The organism is Dactylosporangium sucinum, assembly GCF_014647515.1.
Classification (GTDB): Bacteria; Actinomycetota; Actinomycetes; order Mycobacteriales; family Micromonosporaceae; genus Dactylosporangium; species Dactylosporangium sucinum.
On the sequence record NZ_BMPI01000027.1, the window covers coordinates 89059 to 109111 of the forward strand.

A 20053-nucleotide genomic window follows, 5' to 3' on the forward strand; every position below is an offset into this window, starting at 1 on the left:
GGCGTTCGCGGCGGTCAGCGCACCGTCCTGGTAGGACGCGGTCGCCCGGGCGCCGGCGTTGCGGGCCAGGTTCACCGGCACGTCCGACGGCGGCGCCGGCGGCTTCGGCACGGTCTGCCCGGCGGGCGGCCACAGCGTGAACGTGTTGGCGCCGCCGCGCGCGTTCGCGAACGGGCCGGCCATCGTGTTGGTGGTGGCGACCGGCGCGCCGAAGAAGTCGGTGGTGACGTCGGCCGCGATGCTCTCGTTCGCGCGCGGGATGACGCCGACGCGGCTCCTCGTTGCCGGGGTCAGGCCCGAGATGCCCGTCGCGTTGAGATCGAAGCTGAGCGACATCTGGGTGTTCGTCGCGGTGTACCGCACGTTCGACAGCGCGCCGGTGAAGTTGCCCTCCTTGACGTGCGTCTTGCCGGTCGCGTTGTCGGGCAGCGTCGAACCCTGGACGAGGTTGTTGTACCAGAAGAACTTCTGCGGACTGGTGAGCGCGGTCGACTCGTTCATCGTGCCCGGCTGGAAGTAGTAGGCGTCGCGCCCGCTGCCGTCGATGTTGATGCGGCCGTTGTCGATGAAGAGGTTGTTCGCGAACACGACGCCGGTGGCGTCCAGCGTGCGGATGTCGCTGTTGCCGATGAACACGTTGTTGTCGACGAGGATCGGGCCGTGGATGGCCTCCGCGTAGTACCCCCACGGCGTGTTCATGACGATGTTGCCGGTGACGCGGACGTTCTGGTTGCCCCAGTCGGTCCAGATGCCGGCCGAGTTGCCGCCCTTCGAGCTCTTGATGTAATTGCCCTTGATGAGGCCCTCGTTCATGTAGTGGACCTTGATCGGGGCCGTCTCCGCGCCGCTGAACTCGTTGCGGTAGTTGGTGTCCTCGATCATGTTGTAGAGAATGTCGGAGTTCCACGAGAACACGCCGGCGATCCCGGACTGGCCGGCCTTGCCGATGTAGTTGTTGCGCACCACGTGCGAGCCGTATTTCGCGGTGTCGCGGAAGTGCGTGCGGGTGGTGCCGGGCCGGTTGCCCGCCCACTCGTCGCAGCCGAGGCCGATGTCGATGCCGATGGTCCGCGCGTTGAGCACGACGTTCTGCTCGATGATCCAGCGCAGGCCGCCGTACACGCTGATCGCGCCCGCCTGCCGCCGCGACGGGCTGCTCGGGAAGTCGGAGTAGGTGCCGGCCGCCTGGTTCATGGTGAACCCGCGGACGGTGATGTAGCCGAGGCCCCACACGTCGGGGGCGAAGATCTGCCGGCGCACGTTGATCTCGGCCAGCTTGGCGTTCGGGTCGGCGGTGCCGAAGTTCGCCCAGATGGTGGTGGTACCGCCGGAGACCTGCGAGTACCACGTGTTCGCCGCCGACTGGACGTCGCTCAGGGCCGGCTTCTCGTAGTACGCCTGCTCGCTCAGGTAGACGTCACCGGCGGTGTAGCCGGGGAACGTGGCGTCCCCGCCGCCCTGCGGCTGGCCGGTCGCGTACGGGTTGTACGCGCCGAAGAAGCTGCCGGGCAGGCTGACGCTCCACACGTTGCCGCTGGTGCGCACCCAGCTGTTGATCTCCTCGGATCCCTTGATGACGACGTCGCCGTCGCCGGCGTTGGTGTACGTGATGCGGGCGGTCTCGCCGGTGCCGCCGCGGGCGGGCTTGACGGTCTCGCGGTAGAGGCCGGCGTGCACGACGACGGTGTCGCCCGGCTGCGCGTCCTGGGCGGCGCGGTTGATCGTCAGGTAGGGCGCGGCCTGCGTGCCGGCGTTGGCGTCGTTGCCGTTCTTCGCGACGTGGATGGTGCGCACGGCGGCCGCGGCCGGCTGGGCCGCGAGCACCGGCACCGCGACCGCCACGAGGGCGAACGCACCGGCGACCGCGCACAGCGACGTGATCCTGCGGTGGGTCATGGGGCTCCTTCAGCGGAGGGGAGCGGGGGGCGGGGCATGCGTCGGCAACGTCTTGCCGAGCCGTCCTCGACGAGGCGCCCACGACGGACGCCCACGACGGGCGCCCACGACGGGACGACCTCGGCCGAGGTGTGCTCGACGAGGCGGTGGTGGGTGGCCCCGGTGACGTCAGCGCGCCGTCGCGTCGTCTGCTGCGCGGCCGCCGTGCACCGGCGCCGCGCCCGGAGTGCATCGCCCGCCGGCCCACGGATGGCGGCCGTGCCCGCGGCGCGATTGCAGACTTAAATAATTAATCTATGCTCTCGTACTTGCGAAGCAATCTAAGGGCGCTCCGCCCCCACGTCAACCGGGGGCCGAGGTCGGCATCGGCGCGGCGACCGGACGCCCACCTGCGCCTCGGGTCCGGATGAACGCCGCGACCCGCCGCGCACGGGGAGGCCCGGGGCGCGGGAGGCGGCGACCTAGATCAGGGCGGCGACCTGCGGGCCGTGGCCGGGAGCGACCGAACCCTGCAGGACCAGGGCCGCGCCGCCGATCGCGGCCGAGTCGCGCGGGTTGCTCGACAGGTCGACGTGGACCTCGTGCACGTCGCGGGCGAAGGCCTGGGCCGCCAGCCGGCGGCGGATCTCGGTCACGTAGATCGAGCCGGCCACCGCGAAGCCCGGGCCCGCCAGGACCAGCGTGTCGAGGTCCCACAGGTTGGCCAGGGTCACCGCGCCCTCGGCGAGCAGGGTCGCCGACTCGTCGATGAACGCGCGGGCCTCGGCGTCGCCGTAGATGGCCGCTCTCGCCAGGACGTCGAAGGCCCTCGCGTCCGGGTCGGCCGGGTGGATGCGCAGGCGGTCGGCCAGGCCCCGGGTGGCCCGGGCCCGGGCGACCAGGCGGTGCGGCGCGGCCACCTGCTCCAGGCAGCCGTGGCCGCCGCAGCGGCAGGGCTCGCCGGCGCGGACCACCCGCAGGTGGCCGATCTTGCCCGCGTTGGAGCTGGCGCCGCGGTGCAGGGCGCCGTCGAGCACGACGCCGGAGCCGATGCCCGAGTTCATGTACAGGCAGCCGAACGTGCGGTCGCGCGAGATCTGCCGGCCCCAGAACTCCCCGATCGCGGCGGCCGCGGCGTCGGTGTCGACGAGGACCGGCACGCCGAGCCGGCCGCTCAGCGCGTGCGCCAGGTCGAGGTCGGGCCGGGGCGGCAGGCCCGGCAGCGCCAGGAAGCGGCCCCGCGCCACGTCCACCGGGCCCGGGCCGACGACGGCCATGCCGGCCACGCTCTGCGGTGGCAGGCCGAGGCCGTCGGTGACGTCGCGGTACAGCGTGGCGAGCCGGTCGACCACGGACGCCGGCTTCCCGTCGGCCGGGCCGGCGACGAGCTGCCGGCCGACCGTGCCGCCGCGGGTGTCGGTGACGACGCAGGTCAGGGTGTCGGCGCCGACGTGGATGCCGACCCCGTACGCGGCGCGGGAGTTGATGACGAGCATGGTGCGCGGCTTGCCCCGCGTCGCGACCGTGTCGCCGGTCTCGCGCACGACCCCGTCGTCGATCAGCCGGCGCACGATGTTCGAGATCGTGGGCTGCGTGAGCCCGGTGGCCTTGACCAGCTCGACCCGGCTGATCGGCCCGGAGGAGCGGATGAGGTCGACGATGAGCGCGCGGCTGCCGGGCCCCGCGGCCGCCGCCTCCCGTCGTGCCACCGCCAACCGCCTCTCGTCTCGCCGTACGCTGTCGCACGACTACGGTACGGGGACGAGGCTAGACGATGCGGGAGGGATCATGGCGACAGCAGCGCCCAGGCCGGGGACGCCGGTCGGCCTCGCCCTCGTGCGCGACGCCGAGGTCCTCGGCGCGGAGCCGTTCTTCCACGAGTTCATCGCGGGCATCGAGCGGATCCTGGTGCCGTTGGGCGTTCCGGTGCTGCTGCAGGTCGTCGCCACCGTCGCCCAGGCCGGCGACCGGATGCGGGCCTGGGCCCAGCACGGCCAGGTCCAGGGCATGATCCTCATCGACCTGCTCCCCGACGACGAACGCGTGGCCCTGGTCCGCCGCCTGCGCATGCCGACAGTCGTCATCGGCGACCCGGTCACCGCCGGCGGCCTGCCGACGGTGTGGACCCAGGACGACGTGGCCATGCGCGACGTGGTCACGGCCCTGGTCCGCGGCGGCCACACGCACCTCGGCCACGTCGCCGGCCCGGCCCAGATGGCCCACACGATCATCCGCCGCGGCACGTTCGAGACGGCCGCCGCGTCGCTGGGCGCGCGCACGACGTCGTTCGACGGCGACTACTCGGAGGCGGCGGGGGTCCGCGCGGTCGCCTCCCTGGCCGCCCTCACCCAGCGCCCGACGGCCCTGGTCTTCGACAACGACGTGATGGCCCTGGGCGCCCTGCACGAGGCGGCCCGCCGCGGCCTGGCGGTGCCGGACGACCTGTCCCTGGTCGCGTGGGACGACTCGGCGCTGTGCCAGCTGGCCGCGCCACCGCTCAGCGCCGTGAGCCACGACGTCCAGGAGCTCGGCGAGCTGGTCGGCCACACGCTGGCCGACGCCCTGGCCGGCGCCCCGACCGCCACCGTCAACGCTCCCCCGGCCCGCCTGACGGTCCGCGGCTCCAGCCGCTAGCCGCCGCCCCGCCCCCGCCGAACGCCGCACCGCTCGGCGCCCAGCCCCGCCCCGCCCCCGCCCCGCCCCTGCCCCGCCCCGCCTTGCCCTGCCCCGCCTTGCCCTTTCCCGCCTTGCCCTATCCCGCCCCGCCTTGCCCCGCGTCGCGCCGCGTCTCGTCGCGCCGATCTTGGAGTTGTGGTCCCGGAAATATCCGACAAAGGGGATAAGTTCGGGACCACAAGTCCAAGATCGCGCGCGTCATGCGGCAGCCGGGCAACCCGGCCGACGGCTGCGGGGCGGGACACACCCGGCACGGCCGTTGCCCAACCCGTTGCATGATCACGGACGTTTCCCGTCCCCATACGAGACAAAAACGTCCGCGATCATGAAAGGCGGCTCGGTCGGCACCGCGCCGCCGCGCCATGGGCCGCGCACCGCCGCACCATGGGCCGGAGGCGCGCCGCCGCGCCATGGGCCGCGCGTCGCTGGGCGTGTCTTGCCGCGGCCTTCATCGCCAGCACTTTCATAGATTACTAATCTTTGTTATTGACTTCGGCGGGGGCGTCAAGGAGGCTGTCAGGCGAGCGACGCCGAACAAGGGCAACGAGCACAGCCGACGCGGCACCCCGCAGCGCCCCGAAGGCAGCACCGCGAAGGCAGCACAGCCGACGCAGCACCCCAAAGGGCAGCACCCCGACGACGAGCGGCAACCGCCGTCGACGGACGAGCAACGCCGACCAAAACGCAAGCAGCACCGCCGAAGTACGCACCTGCGGCGCGCGCCCGGTACACCCCAGAACGTTCGCCGCCGAGTACGTCCAGACCGGGTCACACCCTGCCCGGCGCACGCCCCACATGCATCAGCGCCGATCGACCCCGATCGACGGCGCTGCGCCCTGCCCTGCCCACTGACACCGCGTGAAAAGTTGAGGAAGCCCCATGGACCACCGCACCAGGCCACGGTCCCTGCGCACCGTGGCCGCGTTCGTCGTCAGTGCCCTCGCGCTCGCACCCACGCTCGTCGCCTGTGGCGGCGACGACAGCGCGGCCAGCAGCGACGCTATCGACATCGTCACCCGCTGGTCGGCCGGGAACTCCGCCGCGGCCGCCCAGAACCGGGTCCTCCAGGCGTTCACCGCCGAGACCGGGATCAAGGTGAACGTGACCGAGGGACTGGAGACCATCGACGACCAGGTCGAGAACGCCGTCGCCGCCGGCAAGTCGCCCGACGTCGTGATCGTCAACCTGTTCGACAAGACGCTCGGCTGGCTCGACGCGGGCGTCACCGTGAACGCCGACAAGTACGTGAAGGAATGGGGGCTCGAGGGCAAGCTCAAGCCCGCGGCGCTCGACGAGTGGCGGGTCGGCGGGGCCGCCGGCGGCGAGCTGCAGGGGCTGCCGTTCTCCGGGTTCAGCTGGCCGCTCTGGTACAACACCGACCTGCTCAAGCAGGCCGGCGTCGACAGGATCCCGGCCACCACCGACGAGCTCGTCGCCGCGGCGGGCAAGCTGCGCGCCGCGAACATCGGGCCGCTCGCCGTCGGCGGCAACGACTGGACCGGGCAGAAGCTCTTCTACCAGATCGCCCAGTCGTACACCGACGCGAAGACCATGCAGCAGGTCATGCAGAAGGGCGGCTACTGCAGCACGGAGAAGGTCCTCGACGGCATCAAGCTGTTCACGCAGCTGCGCGACGCCGGCGTGTTCGTCGACAACGCGGCCGGGCTCATCGCCGACGGCATGTACGCCGCCTACTACTCGGGCAAGGCCGCGATCATGCCGGCCGGCTCGTGGGCGTACACCGAGTCGACGGCGGCGGGCACCGGCATCGACAAGCGCACGACGCTGGGTGGCTTCCCCGTGCCGAGTGGCTCGACGTTCAAGAAGCCGACCGCGTTCCGCGGCTTCACCGGCGTCGGCTTCATGATCACCAAGCGCGGCGCCGAGCCGGACCGGATCGACAACGTGCGCAAGCTGGTGACGAAGTTCTACGCCGACACGGCGGTCGGCGACTTCGTCAAGGACTCGGGCATCCTGCCACCGACGACCGGCGACTTCGCCTCGTACGCCACCAACCCGCTGCTGTCCCAGTCGCTGGGTCTCGACAGCACCGTCGACTACGCCGTGCTGCCCGACGTCTGGATCGGCTCGGCGTCGGACCGGATCATCCAGGTCCTCACCGGCGCCTACGGCAAGTCGACGCCGCAGCAGATCTGCGCCGGCCTGGACACGGCCACCAAGGGCTGACACCGACGAAGCGGGGGCCGCACGACCCGCGGCCCCCGCAACAGCGAAGGAAAGCGATGTCATCCACCAGCACCCTCGCCCGTCCCACCGCAGTACGAACGCCGACCAGCAAGCGAAGAGGCCCGTCGCACGTCCTCTGGCTGACCGTCCCGGCCCTGGTCTGGTTCGCCGTCTTCGCCGTCGGCCCGCTCGCCGCGATGTTCGTCATCGCCACCCTGCGCTGGAAGGGCCTGCTGTACGAGCCGACCTACACCGGCACCGAGAACCTCCGCAAGGTCTTCGCCGATCCCACCTTCTACGACGCCGTCCGCAACAGCACGATCCAGGTCGCCGTCGTCATCCCGGTGATGATCCCGCTCGCCTTCATGCTGGGGTACCACCTGCACACCAGGCCGCGCGGATACCGCGTGCTGTCGGTGCTGTACTTCTCCCCCGGCCTCATCTCGATCTCCGTCACCGGCATGATCTTCTACGGGGTGCTGTCCCCGGACGGCGGCGTCAACGGCGTGCTGCGCCTGGCCGGGCTCGACAGCCTGGTCACCCCGTGGCTCGCCGACCCGGCCACGGCGCTGCCGAGCCTCATCGCCATCGACCTGTGGCGCGGCGTCGGCTGGACCGCGGTGCTGTTCGCCGCGCGCCTGTCCAGCCTGCCGCCCGACGTCATCGAGGCGGCGCGCATCGACGGGGCCGGGCGCCTGCGGGTCATGTGGCAGATCGCGTTCCCGATGGTCAAGGACTACGTGCGGACGCTCACGATGCTGCAGTACCTCTGGACGCTCTTCACCTCGGCCGCCCTGATCCTGCTGCTGACGAAGGGCGGGCCCGGCACCTCGTCGACGACGCTCTCGTACCTGGTGTACGCGAAGGCATTCGCCCAGCGCGACCTCGGCTACAGCCAGGTGGTCGGCGTCGTCCTCCTCGTCCTCGGCATCGCCGGGATGGCCCTCATCCGCACGCTGCTGCGCAGTTCCCTGGAGCACAACCGATGACCGCCCAACGTCAGCGACACCCGCTCGCGACCGTCCTGTCCTGGCTCTACGCGCTGCTGCTCGCGGCGCCGCTCTACTACCTCGCCGTCAGCGCGCTCAAGACCAACATCGAGATCTTCACGCGGCCGTTCGCGCTGCCGCAGCGCTGGCTGTGGGGCAACTTCGCCAACGCCTGGCGCAGCGCCGATCTGGGACAGGCGCTGTTCAACTCGCTGCTCGTCTCGGCCGTCGCGATCGCCCTCACGCTCGGCCTCGCGGTGCCGGCGGCGTATGCCCTCGCCCGCCGGGACAACCGCCTGTCGCGGGTCATCACCGGGACGTTCTCCGCCGGGTTCCTCATCCCGCCGTTCGCGGCGCTGATCCCGACCGTGGTCCTCGCCATCAAGCTCGACCTGTTCTACACCCGCGAGTTCCAGATGCTCTTCCTGCCGGCCAGCGCGCTGCCGCTTTCGGTACTGCTGCTGACCCAGTTCATGCGGACGGTGCCACCGGCGCTGGTGGAGTCGGCCGCCCTCGACGGCGCCGGTCACCGGCGGCTGCTCGCCAACGTGTACCTGCCCATCGCGATGCCCGGAGTGGTCAGCGTGACGATCCTGCAACTGCTCACCTTCTGGAACGAGTACCTGTTCTCCCTGACCATCACCGGTACCGCACCCGGCGTGCGCAGCGTGCAGGTGGCCCTGCCGACGCTCGTCTCCGACGCTACCAACTTCGGCGTGCTCACCGCCGGCACCGTGCTGACCCTGCTGCCGGTCTACGTCGCGTACGCGCTGGCCAGCCGCCGCATGCAGGAGGCGCTCACCGCAGGGGCGGTCAAGGGATGACGCTCACCACGCAGGCGACGGCCGCCACCGCCACCCGCCTCGACCTCGCGGGCGTCTGGGAGCTCAGCTGGGCGGGCGGCCCCGACGACGCGCCCCCGGCCGTCCGCGGGGCGGCCGTCCCGGCCCAGGTGCCCGGCGAGGTCCACACCGCCCTGCTCGCCGCGGGCCTCATCCCCGACCCGGACAGCGGATGGGGCGAGCTCGCCCAGTCGTGGGTCGGCCATTCGCAGTGGGTGTACCGCAGGAGCGTGCACTGGTCGGCGGCGGCGCCGGGCGCCCGCACCGACCTCGTCGCCGACGGCCTGGACACCGTCGCCGAGGTGCTGGTCAACGGGCGGCTGGTCGGCGCCGCCCGGGACCAGCACCTCGCGCACCGGTGGCCGGTCGGCGACGCGCTGCGGCCGGGCGACAACGTGGTCGAGGTGCGCTTCGCCTCGGCCTGGGACGCCGCCCGGGAGCACGAGCGCGCGCACGGGCCGCTGCCGAGCCCGTACGACGAGCCGTACGCGCACGTGCGCAAGGCCGCCGCGAACTTCGGCTGGGACTGGGGACCGCACTTCGTCACCGCCGGCATCTGGCGCGGCATCCGCCTGGAGACGTACACCGGCCGGATCGAGCACGTCCGGCCGCTCGTCCGGCTCGACGCCGACCACGGCGTCGCGCACGTCACCGCCCACGTCCGGGTCGACGCGCCGGCCGGGGCACGGGTGCGGGTCGAGCTGGCCGACCCGGCCGGCGGGCTGGCCGCGGCGGGCACGGGGGTCGTCGCGGGGGACGAGGTCGCCATCACGCTGCTCGTCGTCGGGCCGGAGCTGTGGTGGCCGGTCGGCCTCGGCGGCCAGCCCCGGTACCTCCTGCGGGCCGAGCTCGACCACGGCGGTACCACACTGGACACCGCGTCCGTCCACATCGGACTGCGATCGGTCGCGCTCGACGAGTCGCCGGACGACGCCGGCACGCGGTGGGCGCTCGTCGTCAACGGCCGCCCGGTGCGGGTGCGCGGGTACAACTGGATCCCCGACGACACCCTGCCCAGCCGCGCCACGCCGGCGCGGGTGGCGGCCCGCATCGACCAGGCCGTCGCCGGCAACGCCAACCTGCTGCGCGTCTGGGGCGGCGGGCACTTCGCCACCGAGGAGTTCCTCGAAGCCTGCGACGAGCGCGGCGTGCTCGTCTGGCACGACTTCCTCTTCGCCTGCGCCGCGTACTGCGAGGACGGCGACATGACCGCGCTCGTCACCGCCGAGGCCGAGCAGGCGGTGGCCCGGATGTCGGCCCACCCGAGCCTGGTGCTGTGGTGCGGCGGGAACGAGACCGTGCTCGGCCGGCACCACTGGGGCTGGGCCGACCAGCTCGGCACCCGCGGCTGGGGCGCCGCCTACTACCTCGACGTGCTCCCGAGCGTGCTGGCCCGCCTCGACCCGACCCGCCCGTACCTGCCGAACTCCCCGTGGTCCGGCACGCTCGATCGGGACCCACTCGCCGACACGCACGGCCCGTCGCACCTGTGGGACGCCTGGAACGCCGCCGACTACGTTCACTACCGCGACCACGACCCGGCGTTCGTCGCCGAGATGGGCTGGTGCGGCCCGGCGGCGTGGACGACCCTCGAACGGGTCCTCGGCGGCGAGACCCCCGGCCCGGACTCGCCGCTCACGCGCCACCACCTGCGCGCGATCGACGGCCTGCACAAGCTGACCCGCGGCCTGCAGCCGCACCTGCCCACCCCGGCCGCCGGGCCCGACTGGCACTTCGCGACCCAGCTCGTCCAGGCCCGCGCCGTCGCCGCCGGCGTGGAGTGGCTCCGCTCCCGCGACCGCTGCGCCGGCGTGGTGATCTGGCAGCTCAACGACTGCTGGCCGGCGATCAGCTGGTCCGCCGTCGACCACGCCGGCATCGAGAAGCCGCTGTGGCACGCGCTGCGCCACTCCTTCGCGCCGCGCCTGGCGACGGTGCAGCCGGTCCGCCCGGGACCGACCCACGACCCGGCCGGCGACGCGGGCCTCGTGCTGGCCCTCGTCAACGACACCTCGACGGCGTGGCAGCCGGACGTCGTGGTCCGCCGCGTCGGCCTGGACGGCCGTGAGCTGGCCCGGACCCGCCTGAGCGTCCCCTGCGAGCCGGGCGCGGTGGTCCGCACGGCGATCGACCCGTCGGTCGCCACGTGCGGCGACCCGGCCGCCGAACTGCTCGTCGTCGAGGCGGACGGCACGCGCACCACGTGGACGTACCGCCCCGACCGCGACCTGTCGCCCCTGCCCCCGTCCCGGCGCCTCGACGTGGCCGTGGTCGAGGGCGCCCTGCGGGTGGCGGTCACGGCGGTGACGCTGCTGCGCGACGTGTGCGTGTTCGCCGACCGGCTCGCCGAGCCGCTCGGCCTGCGACCGGCCGACCTGGTGGTCGACGACGCCCTCGTCACGCTCCTGCCGGGCGAGCGGCACGTCTTCCGGGTCACCCGCCGGGACGGCCGGCCGCTCCCGCCGGCCGCGTCGCTGCAGGACGCGGTGCTCGACCTGGCGGTCCGCTCGGCCGGCGAGCTGACCACCTGACCCGCCCTCGCCGCGGGGCTTCTCCGCGGCGCAGGGCACCTGAAACCGCCGGGCGTGGGGTGACCTCCACGCCCGGCACGGGCCGCTGACCCCGCCGCCACTGCGCCGGCCCCGGCCTGGTCGCCACGCGCTCCGGTGGCGCTGGCGTTCGTCGGGGCGAGCGTCTCGACGCCGCACGCCGCGCAGGCCCGGCTCTGCGCTAGCCCGTCACCGAGTGGCCGCCGGCGCTCAGCCCGACGAGCAGACCACGGCGTGGTCACGGCCGTCGGCGGTCAGGAACAGGTGCCTGAACCTCCCGAGGCCCGTCGTCCGCGACAACATAGCCCCCGGGTACGACAAGATCCCCGCTACTGCTGGTAGCCGTCGTTGTCGCAGGTCCGCCGCTGCTGGACGCAGTTCTTGGTGCGCTTGTTCATCGTCTCGACGTCCCACACGACGAACGCGTCGCCGTGCATCGAGGAGGCGCTCTTGCCCTCCTTGTCGGACGAGAGGTAGTAGCCCTCCGGGGTGCCCTTCGCGCCGTACTGGATGTCGAACGTGATCGCCGGGATCTTCACCGGGTGGCTGGCCGGGCAGGCGTTGCCCGAGCCGAACGCCACGTGGTCCTTGTGGTTGGGGCTGTCCAGGTGCTTGCCGTCCCAGCAGTCCGGGAACTGCATCATGAAGTGCAGGGTCGCGGTGCCGCCGCAGACGGGCCAGTTCCCGTTGGTGCTGCGGGCGATGCCGTCGAGGTCGCCGGGCCCGTAGAAGGCGCAGTAGAACTGGCCCTTCGCGCCCCGCGGGGTCGGCTGCCGCTTCTTCGCGTCGCCGGAGATCATGCGCAGCCCGGTCGGCATCGGCATCTGGCCCGCCGAGGTGTTCATGAGCGAGCGGTAGTACACCCGGAACCCGGTGGTCTCGACCGGCTTGCCGGTGGCGTTGTCGTAGAGCGTCGGCACCCAGTACGCGGAGTGGTCCTGGACCGGCTTGCAGGTCGTGGCCGTGAACTTCATGAGGTCCTCGGGCACCGTGCCCGCGTCGGCGGCCTTGTTTCCGACGAACGAGTGCATGTGCGACGCGCCCGGCAGGCCGGGGAAGACGATCGGGTCGTCGGCCAGCGAGTGGCTGTACTGGCAGTCGGCCCGGAACTCCGGCAGGTTGCCCACCCCGGCCGGCACGGGGTCGGCGGCCAGGGCCCGGTAGGCGTCGGCCTGCGCCTTCCAGGCCGCGGGGTCGACCGGCACCCAGCCGCCGGCGGCGACGGGCGCCTTCGTCGTCGCCGCCGCCGCCGAAGAGGGCGCCACGGAGGCCGGGGCACCGGCCGCCGACAGGGCTGCCGCATCGGACGGCGTGGCAGCGGAAGCGATGCCTTCGAGCGCGCCGGCGGGACGGGGCTCGGCGGTACCGCCGGAGAAATACACCGCGCCGACGACAACGACGACCGCCACGACGGCGGCGACGCCGGCCACCAGGGCCCGCCGTCCGAGCACGCGCGGGCGCGACGGTTCGTGGAACGAGGCGTGCGACACGGACAACTCCCCCAACGGCGGAAACACCACGGCCGCGGGTGATCGTAGGCGGCTCCCGGGGTACCCCCTAGCGTTCTAAAGCAGCCTTAAAACGCGACCCTGAAAAAGTGGCGAAGCGGTGCCACGAATCGCGGTGTGAGCGCCTTCCGCCCGAAGGCGTCGTCCTACTTCCTGCTCGCCCTGCTGCCCCCGGCCGCCGGCGTCGTGGTCGGCTACTACCCGGCGCTGCTGTAGCACCCGTCACATTCCGGAACGATCACCGTTCACGTGCCGGGGGCGTATTCTGACGGTGATCGTTCAGGAATAGGGTGATGGCGATGCGCGCAGCGGCCCCGGGCCGGCCCCGCGACCCTGCGGTGGACCGCCGGATCGCCCAGGCCGCCCTGGACGTGTTCGGCGACGGCGGGTGGGCCGGGTTCGCGATGGAGACCGTGGCGCGGCGCGCCGGGGTCGGCAAGGCCTCGCTGTACCTGCGGTGGAACACCAAGGAGGCGCTGCTCACCGACGCGCTGACGGCCGGGCTGGTCCGCATCAGCGACGTCGACACCGGCACCCTGCACGGCGACCTGGTCGAGCTGGCGACGCAGATGCTCGACCTCTACGCCGGGCCGTCCAGCCGCGCCGCGCTGCGCCTGTCGCTGGAGGCCGGCGGGATCCCCGGCGTCGGCGAGCACTACGAGGCGATGCGGATGGCGCAGATCAGGGCCGCCCGGGCGATCGTGCGCCGGGGGATCGACCGGGGCGAGCTGCCCGCGACGGCGTCGGTGACCCTGCTGCTGGACACGCTCATCGGCGGGGCGATGATGCACGCGCTGAGCACGCCCCCCGACCGGCGGGCCGCGCTCGCCGCCGACACCGCCGGGCACGCCCGGCGCCTCGTCGACTTCCTGCTGCACGCCGTCACCGCGCCGACCGGGGCCGGCGCGTGATCGTCACCGGCACCGCACAGCATCAGGCCTGGCAGGAGCGCGTCCTGCCGCCGGTCGAGCGGGTTCGGCCGGACGTGTGGTCGATTCCCGTGCCGATACCGGACAATCCCCTGCGGTACACCCTGTGCTATGTGTTCCTCGACGACACCGGCGCGGTCGTGGTGGATCCCGGCTGGGACACCGGCGAGGGGCGGGCGGCGCTGACCGCCGGGCTGCGGGCGGCGGGCGCCGGCCTCGGGGACGTCGGCGGCGTCGTCGTCACCCACGTGCACCCCGACCACCACGGGCTCAGCGGCTGGCTGCGCGAGCGCAGCGGGGCCTGGGTCGGCATGCACCCGGCCGAGGCGCAGACGCTGCCCGGCCGGGTGTGGCGCGACCGCGGCCCGGACACCGACCGCGCCTGGCTGGTGCGCCACGGCGTGCCCGCGGCCGACACGGCGGGGCTCGCCGTCACCGAGGAGCGCATCGACGACATGCTCGCCATGGCCGAGCCGGACCGCGCGATCGAGGACGGCGACCTGCTGCCCCTCGCGCGGCACGAGGTGCGGGCGGTCTGGACCCCCGGCCACACGCCCGGCCACCTCTGCCTGCACGAGGCGGGCGCCGGCATCCTGCTCACCGGCGACCACCTGCTGCCCCGGATCAGCCCGAACATCGGCGTGCACGCGGGCACCGACGGCGACCCGCTGGGCGCCTACCTGGCGTCGCTGGAGCACGTCGCGAAGTTCGCCGCGGACGAGGCGCTGCCGGCGCACGAGTACCGTTTCCGGGACCTCGACCACCGCGCCGCCGACCTGGTCCGCCACCACGACGAGCGCGGCGAGGAGATCCTGCGCGCGATCGACGACCTCGGGCCGGCGACCGCCTGGGACATCGCCGCCCGGCTCACGTGGTCGCGCGGCTGGCCCGCCCTGCGGGGCATGCTGCGCCGGATGGCCCTGGCGGAGACCCTCGCCCACCTGCACCACCTGGCCGCCACGGGCGCCGTGCTGGGCACCGGCACCGCGCCGACGCACTGGTCGCACCGCCCGGGCGCCCGCTGACCGGGCGCCCGGGCGGTCCCGGCCACTACCCGAGGGTCAGCGTCGGCCAGCCCGCGAGGTCGGCGGCGGTCGTGGGTGGCGACGACGACCGCCGCCGACACCCCACTCCGGGCCGCCCGCAGCGCCCCCTCCGCGTCGATCTTGCAGTTGTGGTGCCTGACAAACCCGGACATCGTGGGAGGGTCGCGGCACCATAACTGCAAGATCGACGCGGAGGGGGCGGCGGCGCGCGGGGCTGAGGCCTACGCGTGCGCGGCGAGCTCCGACGCGTAGTGGCGGGCCTCGAACGCGACCACGATCTCAGCCACGCCGATCACGAGGGCCGTGATGCCCGTCAGCAGGACCAGCGCCGTGAGCGTCAGGCCCGGCCAGGCCAGGAACAGGATGCCCATGGCGGCCGACAGGGCGCCGATCAGCAGGAGCCAGGTGCGGGTGCGGCCCTCGGCGAACATCCCGAGCAGCAGCTCGGCGAAGCCGCTCATCAACCAGGCCAGGCCCAGGAGCACCGCCACCGCGGTGACGCCGGCGGCGACCTCGCGCAGGCAGGCCAGGCCGATGACGACGAGCAGCACGCCGAAGGCGCCGTCGACGAGCTGCCGCGTCGTGACACGGTGCTCGGCGTCGGCCGGACGCCGGAACATGCCGACCACCCGGGTCAGGCCGATGGCGAGCAGCCAGATGCCGGCCAGCACGCCGAGCAGCCGCAGCGTCCCCTGCGGCCAGACCAGGACGGCCACCCCGAACAGCACGGTCAGCACCCCGGCGGCCAGCAGCTGCCAGAAGGGAAGGGTCACCCGCCCGCGGGCGAGGGTGGCCCGGCTCGGAACTGTGGTCATCAGCGACGACCTCCCAAGAGGAGAGGGCGCGGGAACCCTGCGGGAGCCCGCGCCCCGGTCAGTGTGACTGGTCTGTGTGACTGGTCAGGCCCGCTGCGGCACGTTCCCGTTCGAGCCGAGCAGCACCGCCTTGGCCCGTTCGAACTCGGGCTGGGTCAGCACCCCGCGCTGCCGGAGGTCGGCGAGCTTTTCGAGGTCGTCGCCCGGGCTGGCCGCGGCGGTCGCGGCCGGTTCGCTCGCCACCTCGCGCACGTACTGCCGCACCCGCGCCTCCTGCTGCCGGGCCCGTTCCGCGGCCCGCTCGTTCATCGACCGGCCACGCGCGATCAGGTAGGTCAGCGCGCCGATCCACGGCAACACGATGAGGAACAACGTCCACGCCGCCTTGCCCCATCCAGACATCGACGGATCCCGGAACAGATCCGTCAGGATGCTCACCATCAGCCAGATCCAGGCGAACACCAGCATGAACCACACCGTTGACAGCAGGATCTCGCCGAACGAAATGTCCATCGCCTACCTCCGGGTTCCGAAGTGCGGGCTAGCCCGTGCCTTCAGCGTGGTACTCCCCGCGCCGCCGGGCATCCCCCGCCGTGGGTGACGTGAACGTTTCGCGGGGCGAGGAGGCGGGCGACGTCCGGCGCTTCGTGGCGTCGATCCAGCGCGGGCAGGTGACGGGGCCGGGTGGTCGGCCGGGCGGCGCGGGTGGCGGGCCGTGGCGCGGGTACGTTCCGGGCCGTCGCTCACCCGAGGAGGCGGTCGCCCATGGGCACGTCCGTGTTGCCGGAGACGCAGGAGCCGCCGTTCCACGCGCTGTCGGTCGGCGAGGCGCTCGCCGCCGAGCGCGTCGAGCCGCAGGCCGGGCTGTCCGGCGACGAGGTCGAGCGGCGGCGGGCCGGCTACGGGCCGAATCGGTTCACCGAGGGCAAGCGGGAGCCGCGGTGGCGGGCGTTCGCCCGGCAGTACGCCGACCCGATGCAGATCGTGCTGCTCGTGGCCGGGCTCGGCAGCATGTTCCTGCTCCGGCAGTACGGCACCGGCCTGCTGCTCGTCGCCCTCACCCTGCTCAACGCCGTGCTCGGGCTGCGGCAGGAGGGCAAGGCCGCCGCCGCGGTCAGCGCGCTGCAGCAGGCGATGATCACCCGGGCGCGGGTGCGGCGGGACGGGCGCGCCGACGAGGTGCCCGCCGAGGACCTCGTACCGGGGGACGTCGTGCTCGTCGAGGCCGGCGACCGGGTGCCCGCCGACGGGCGGCTCGTGCGCAGCGCGCGGCTCGAGGTCGACGAGTCGGCCCTCACCGGCGAGAGCGTGCCGGTCGGCAAGGACGCCGCGGTCGTCGCCGCGGTCGCGGCGCCGCTCGGCGACCGGACCGACATGGCATACATGCACACGAACGTCACCCGCGGCACCGGCGAGATGGTCGTCACGGCGACGGGCATGGCCACCGAGGTCGGACGCATCTCCGGGATGCTGCAGGAGGGCAAGGAGCCGCCGACGCCGCTGACCCGGCAGCTGTCCCGGCTGACCAACCAGATCCTGCTCGTCGCCGGCGTCGCCCTGCTGCTGTCGGTGGCGCTGAGCCTGGCCCGGGGCAACACCCTCGACGTCGTCCTCACGGCGGCCATCGCGTTCGCGATCTCGGCGATCCCGACCGGGCTGCCGGCCGTGGTGACCACGATCCTGTCGCTCGGCACGCAGCTGCTGGCCCGGTCCAACGCGATCGTCAAGCGCCTGCGCTCGACCGAGACGCTCGGCTCCACGTCGGCGATCAACTCGGACAAGACCGGGACGCTGACGCTGAACCAGATGACGGTGACGGAGCTGGCGATCCCGGGCCGGCGATACACGGTGAGCGGCACCGGCTACGCCGCCGAAGGGGACATCCGGCGGGTGGCCGGCGATCCCGACGTACCGCTGGAGCCCTTCCTGCTGCCGATGGCGCTGGCCGGCGACGCGGTCGTCACCGACGGGCGGCTCGTGGGTGACCCGACCGAGGGTGCGCTGGTCGTCCTCGCCGGGAAGGGGCACCTCGACGTGGCGGCGACGCGGCAGCGGTACCCCCGCGTCGCCGAGGTGCCCTTCGACGCGGCCTACAAGCTCATGGCCACATTCCACCACCTGGACGGCGTGGTGCGCTGCTTCGTCAAGGGCGCCCCGGACCAGCTGCTCGCCCGGGCCGGCACCGTCGTGACGCCCGACGGCGGGACCGTGGAGCTCGACGACGAGCTGCGCCGGCGGTACCTCGCCGAGAACGAGCGCATGGCCGGCCAGGGCCTGCGCGTGATGGCCACCGCCCGCAAGGACCTCGACCCGCGCAGCTTCGACCCGCACGACGACCTCCTCGGCCAGCTCGACGGGCTCACCCTGCTCGCCCTCGCGGGCATCGTCGACCCGCCGCGCCCGCAGGCGAAGGACGCGATCGCGCGGGCGCACGCGGCCGGCATCGAGGTCCGCATGATCACCGGCGACCACGCGGTCACCGCCGGCGCGGTGGCGCGGCAGCTCGGCATCCCCGGCCGGGCCATCACCGGCGCCGAGTTCGCCGCCATGGACGACGACGAGGCGCTGCGCGAGATCGGCGGCATCGGCGTCATCGCGCGGGTGACCCCCGAGCACAAGGTGCGCCTGGTCGAGGTCCTGCGCCGCAAGGGGCACATCGTCGCGATGACCGGCGACGGGGTCAACGACGCGCCGGCGCTCAAGCACGCCGACATCGGCATCGCGATGGGCATCACCGGCACGGACGTGTCGAAGGAAGCCGCCGCGATGATCCTCACCGACGACGACTTCGCCACCATCGTCAAGGCGGTCGCGATCGGGCGGGCGCTGTACGACAACCTCAAGCGGTACGTCTACTTCCAGATGGGCGCCCTCATCGGCTTCATCGCCACGTTCCTCGGCGCCGGCATCTTCGGCGTCGTGGCCGGCGTGCCGTTCCTGCCGCTGCAGACGCTGTGGGTCAACTTCACCACGCAGGTGTTCCAGGCGATCGGCCTCGGCTACGGCCGCCCCGAGCCCGACATCATGCGGCGCCCTCCCCGCGGCGCCGACGAGGCGCTGCTGCCCGGGCGCACCCTGGCCTGGCTGGCGGTGCTCGGCGTCGTCCTCGGCGGCACCACCCTCGCGGTGCTCGCCTGGGCGGACGCCGCCCACGGCCGCCAGACCGCCCGCACCATGGGCCTGACCACGTTCTCGCTGCTCAACCTCTACCTCTCGGCGACCGTGCGCAGCCAGACCCGCTCGGTGTTCAGCCTCGACACCTTCGACGACCGTCGCTTCGTGGTCGCCAGCGGCCTGTCGCTGCTGGCCATCGTCCTCGCCACCGAGCTCGGCCCCTTCCAGCGGCTCCTCGGCACCGTCCACCTCGACCTGGCCCAGTGGCTGGTCTGCGTCGTGGCCGCCGCGTCCGTCCTCGTCGTGACGGAGGTGCGCAAGGCGGTGCTGCGCCGGTGAGCTCCGGCTGGCTCGCGCGGCTGGGCCGCACCGGGTGGTCGGTCGCCGGCGCGATCGGCGGCGCGGCGCTGCTCGCGGTGGCGGTGGGAGTGCTGGTACCGCTGGTCATGCCCGTCCTCATGATGATCGTCATCGCCGCAACGGTGCAGCCGCTCGTCGCCCGGCTGCGCCGGCTCGGCCTGGCCACGTCGCCGGCGTCGCTGCTCGGCGCGATCGTCGTGCCGCTCGCCCTGGCGATCGTCGGCGCCCTGCTGGTGTGGGTGCTGGTGCAGCAGGCCTCCGACTGGAAGCCCGCCCTGGCCGAGGCCGGCCGCCGGCTGCACGACGCGATCGGCGCCGACCCGGTGCAGACCATCCTCAAGTCCACGACCTGGCGCACCGCGCTGCTCGGCGTCGGCGCCGCGTTCGCCAACGGCGCGATCCTCATCGGTCAGGTCGCGATCGGCATCCTGGCCGGCGTGTACCTGCTGTACTACATGCTGCGCGACGGCCCCCGCTGCGTCGCCGCGATCGAGCGGCGGCTGCCCGCCGCGGCCGGCCCGCCGCACGACCTCGTCGAGCGCGCCGCGACGCAGCTGCGGCGGTACATGCTCGGCACCACGGTCGTGGCGGTCATGGACGCGGCCGTCATCACCCTCGGCGCGGCGATCCTGCGGGTGCCGTTCCTGCTGACCATCGCCATCGTCACCTTCGTGACCGCCTTCGTGCCCTACCTGGGCGCCTGGATCGCGGCCATCTTCGCGGTGCTGCTGGCCCTCGGCGCGGGCGGCGTGACCACGGCGGTGTGGATGGTCGTGATCGTGCTCATCACCCAGAACGTCCTCGAAGGCATCCTGCGCCCGTTCGTCTTCGGCCGCGCCCTGAACCTCCACCCCGTCGTGGTGCTGGCGGCGACCGTGCTGGGCGCGGCGCTGGGCGGCCTGTGCGGGGTCTTCCTCGCCCCGCCGCTGGCCGCCATCGCCCGCTCGTGGTGGTCGGCGCGCCACCAGGCCTGAGCCGGCAGCTGTGCGCGCGAGTGGACCTCCGGCGGCAAGCCCGACCAGGAGGACGGCGGGCGCGTCTGCTGAGCCGGCCGGGGCGGACGGTCGCGGACGCCGCCCGCGTCCAGCGGCCCGGTTCGTAGACCGGCCGGGTGCCCGCGTTGCCGTTGCCCGATCCGTCGCTCGGTGACGGGGTCGTGCTGT

14 protein-coding genes are annotated in these 20053 nt (G+C 73.2%); 9 read left to right on the top strand and 5 right to left on the bottom strand.

The features are described 5' to 3' along the window. Window positions 1–1896, bottom strand: a 1896-nt coding sequence (locus IEZ31_RS26465; protein WP_229835863.1) for a DUF1565 domain-containing protein, incomplete at its 3' end; no start/stop codon positions are given. Window positions 1897–2357: 461 nt separating this feature from the next. Next, window positions 2358–3584 (bottom strand): ROK family transcriptional regulator, encoded by a 1227-nt coding sequence (locus IEZ31_RS26470; RefSeq protein ID WP_229835864.1) that lies wholly within the window; start codon window positions 3582–3584, stop codon window positions 2358–2360. 79 nt (window positions 3585–3663) lie between these two features. Between IEZ31_RS26470 and IEZ31_RS26475 the strand changes: the two genes are divergently transcribed. From IEZ31_RS26475 to IEZ31_RS26495, 5 genes are all read left to right on the top strand, one after another. Further along, window positions 3664–4509: a LacI family DNA-binding transcriptional regulator gene (locus IEZ31_RS26475; protein WP_190252683.1), complete on the top strand. Its 846-nt coding sequence runs from the start codon at window positions 3664–3666 to the stop codon at window positions 4507–4509. Window positions 4510–5430: 921 nt separating this feature from the next. Beyond that, entirely contained in the window at window positions 5431–6738 is a 1308-nt protein-coding gene (locus tag IEZ31_RS26480) for an ABC transporter substrate-binding protein (protein WP_190252684.1), read from the top strand. A gap of 56 nt (window positions 6739–6794) precedes the next feature. After that, window positions 6795–7727, top strand: coding sequence for a carbohydrate ABC transporter permease (locus IEZ31_RS26485; protein WP_190252685.1), 933 nt, complete (start codon window positions 6795–6797; stop codon window positions 7725–7727). After that, window positions 7724–8551 (top strand): carbohydrate ABC transporter permease, encoded by an 828-nt coding sequence (locus tag IEZ31_RS26490; protein WP_190252686.1) that lies wholly within the window; start codon window positions 7724–7726, stop codon window positions 8549–8551. The genes IEZ31_RS26485 and IEZ31_RS26490 overlap by 4 nt, the downstream gene beginning before the upstream one ends. After that, complete coding sequence (locus IEZ31_RS26495) at window positions 8548–11100, top strand: glycoside hydrolase family 2 protein (protein ID WP_190252687.1); 2553 nt, start codon at window positions 8548–8550, stop codon at window positions 11098–11100. The genes IEZ31_RS26490 and IEZ31_RS26495 overlap by 4 nt, the downstream gene beginning before the upstream one ends. 347 nt (window positions 11101–11447) lie before the next feature. On the opposite strand, the gene IEZ31_RS26500 is transcribed toward IEZ31_RS26495, so the two are convergent. Continuing rightward, window positions 11448–12608, bottom strand: coding sequence for a DUF1996 domain-containing protein (locus IEZ31_RS26500; protein ID WP_190252688.1), 1161 nt, complete (start codon window positions 12606–12608; stop codon window positions 11448–11450). Between the two features lie 317 nt (window positions 12609–12925). On the opposite strand from IEZ31_RS26500, the gene IEZ31_RS26505 reads away from it, so the two are divergent. Both IEZ31_RS26505 and IEZ31_RS26510 read left to right on the top strand, forming a co-directional pair. Next, a complete protein-coding gene (locus IEZ31_RS26505) occupies window positions 12926–13537 on the top strand; it encodes a TetR/AcrR family transcriptional regulator (RefSeq protein WP_190252689.1) in 612 nt (203 codons plus the stop codon). Continuing rightward, window positions 13534–14580 (top strand): MBL fold metallo-hydrolase, encoded by a 1047-nt coding sequence (locus IEZ31_RS26510; protein ID WP_190252690.1) that lies wholly within the window; start codon window positions 13534–13536, stop codon window positions 14578–14580. Before IEZ31_RS26505 ends, IEZ31_RS26510 begins: the two co-directional genes overlap by 4 nt. Window positions 14581–14822: 242 nt before the next feature. Here IEZ31_RS26510 and IEZ31_RS26515 read toward each other — a convergent pair whose 3' ends face one another. Continuing rightward, window positions 14823–15416 carry an HdeD family acid-resistance protein gene (locus IEZ31_RS26515; protein WP_190252691.1) on the bottom strand — a complete coding sequence of 198 codons (594 nt, stop codon included), beginning with the start codon at window positions 15414–15416 and terminating at the stop codon, window positions 14823–14825. Window positions 15417–15500: 84 nt separating this feature from the next. Further along, window positions 15501–15929 carry an SHOCT domain-containing protein gene (locus tag IEZ31_RS26520; protein WP_190252692.1) on the bottom strand — a complete coding sequence of 143 codons (429 nt, stop codon included), beginning with the start codon at window positions 15927–15929 and terminating at the stop codon, window positions 15501–15503. A gap of 252 nt (window positions 15930–16181) precedes the next feature. On the opposite strand from IEZ31_RS26520, the gene IEZ31_RS26525 reads away from it, so the two are divergent. Together IEZ31_RS26525 and IEZ31_RS26530 are read left to right on the top strand one after the other, a co-directional pair. Continuing rightward, window positions 16182–18869, top strand: coding sequence for a cation-translocating P-type ATPase (locus IEZ31_RS26525; RefSeq protein ID WP_190252693.1), 2688 nt, complete (start codon window positions 16182–16184; stop codon window positions 18867–18869). Beyond that, window positions 18866–19864 (top strand): AI-2E family transporter, encoded by a 999-nt coding sequence (locus tag IEZ31_RS26530; protein WP_190252694.1) that lies wholly within the window; start codon window positions 18866–18868, stop codon window positions 19862–19864. The genes IEZ31_RS26525 and IEZ31_RS26530 overlap by 4 nt, the downstream gene beginning before the upstream one ends. Window positions 19865–20053 lie beyond the last annotated feature (189 nt).

What these genes read in the sequence shown, in the direction of transcription:
- IEZ31_RS26475 (WP_190252683.1), top strand. Translation starts at nt 3,664, where the DNA reads ATGGCGACAGCAGCGCCCAGGCCGGGGACGCCGGTCGGCCTCGCCCTC.
- IEZ31_RS26480 (WP_190252684.1), top strand. Translation starts at nt 5,431, where the DNA reads ATGGACCACCGCACCAGGCCACGGTCCCTGCGCACCGTGGCCGCGTTC.
- IEZ31_RS26485 (WP_190252685.1), top strand. Translation starts at nt 6,795, where the DNA reads ATGTCATCCACCAGCACCCTCGCCCGTCCCACCGCAGTACGAACGCCG.
- IEZ31_RS26490 (WP_190252686.1), top strand. Translation starts at nt 7,724, where the DNA reads ATGACCGCCCAACGTCAGCGACACCCGCTCGCGACCGTCCTGTCCTGG.
- IEZ31_RS26495 (WP_190252687.1), top strand. Translation starts at nt 8,548, where the DNA reads ATGACGCTCACCACGCAGGCGACGGCCGCCACCGCCACCCGCCTCGAC.
- IEZ31_RS26505 (WP_190252689.1), top strand. Translation starts at nt 12,926, where the DNA reads ATGCGCGCAGCGGCCCCGGGCCGGCCCCGCGACCCTGCGGTGGACCGC.
- IEZ31_RS26515 (WP_190252691.1), bottom strand. Translation starts at nt 15,416, where the DNA reads ATGACCACAGTTCCGAGCCGGGCCACCCTCGCCCGCGGGCGGGTGACC.
- IEZ31_RS26520 (WP_190252692.1), bottom strand. Translation starts at nt 15,929, where the DNA reads ATGGACATTTCGTTCGGCGAGATCCTGCTGTCAACGGTGTGGTTCATG.
- IEZ31_RS26525 (WP_190252693.1), top strand. Translation starts at nt 16,182, where the DNA reads ATGGGCACGTCCGTGTTGCCGGAGACGCAGGAGCCGCCGTTCCACGCG.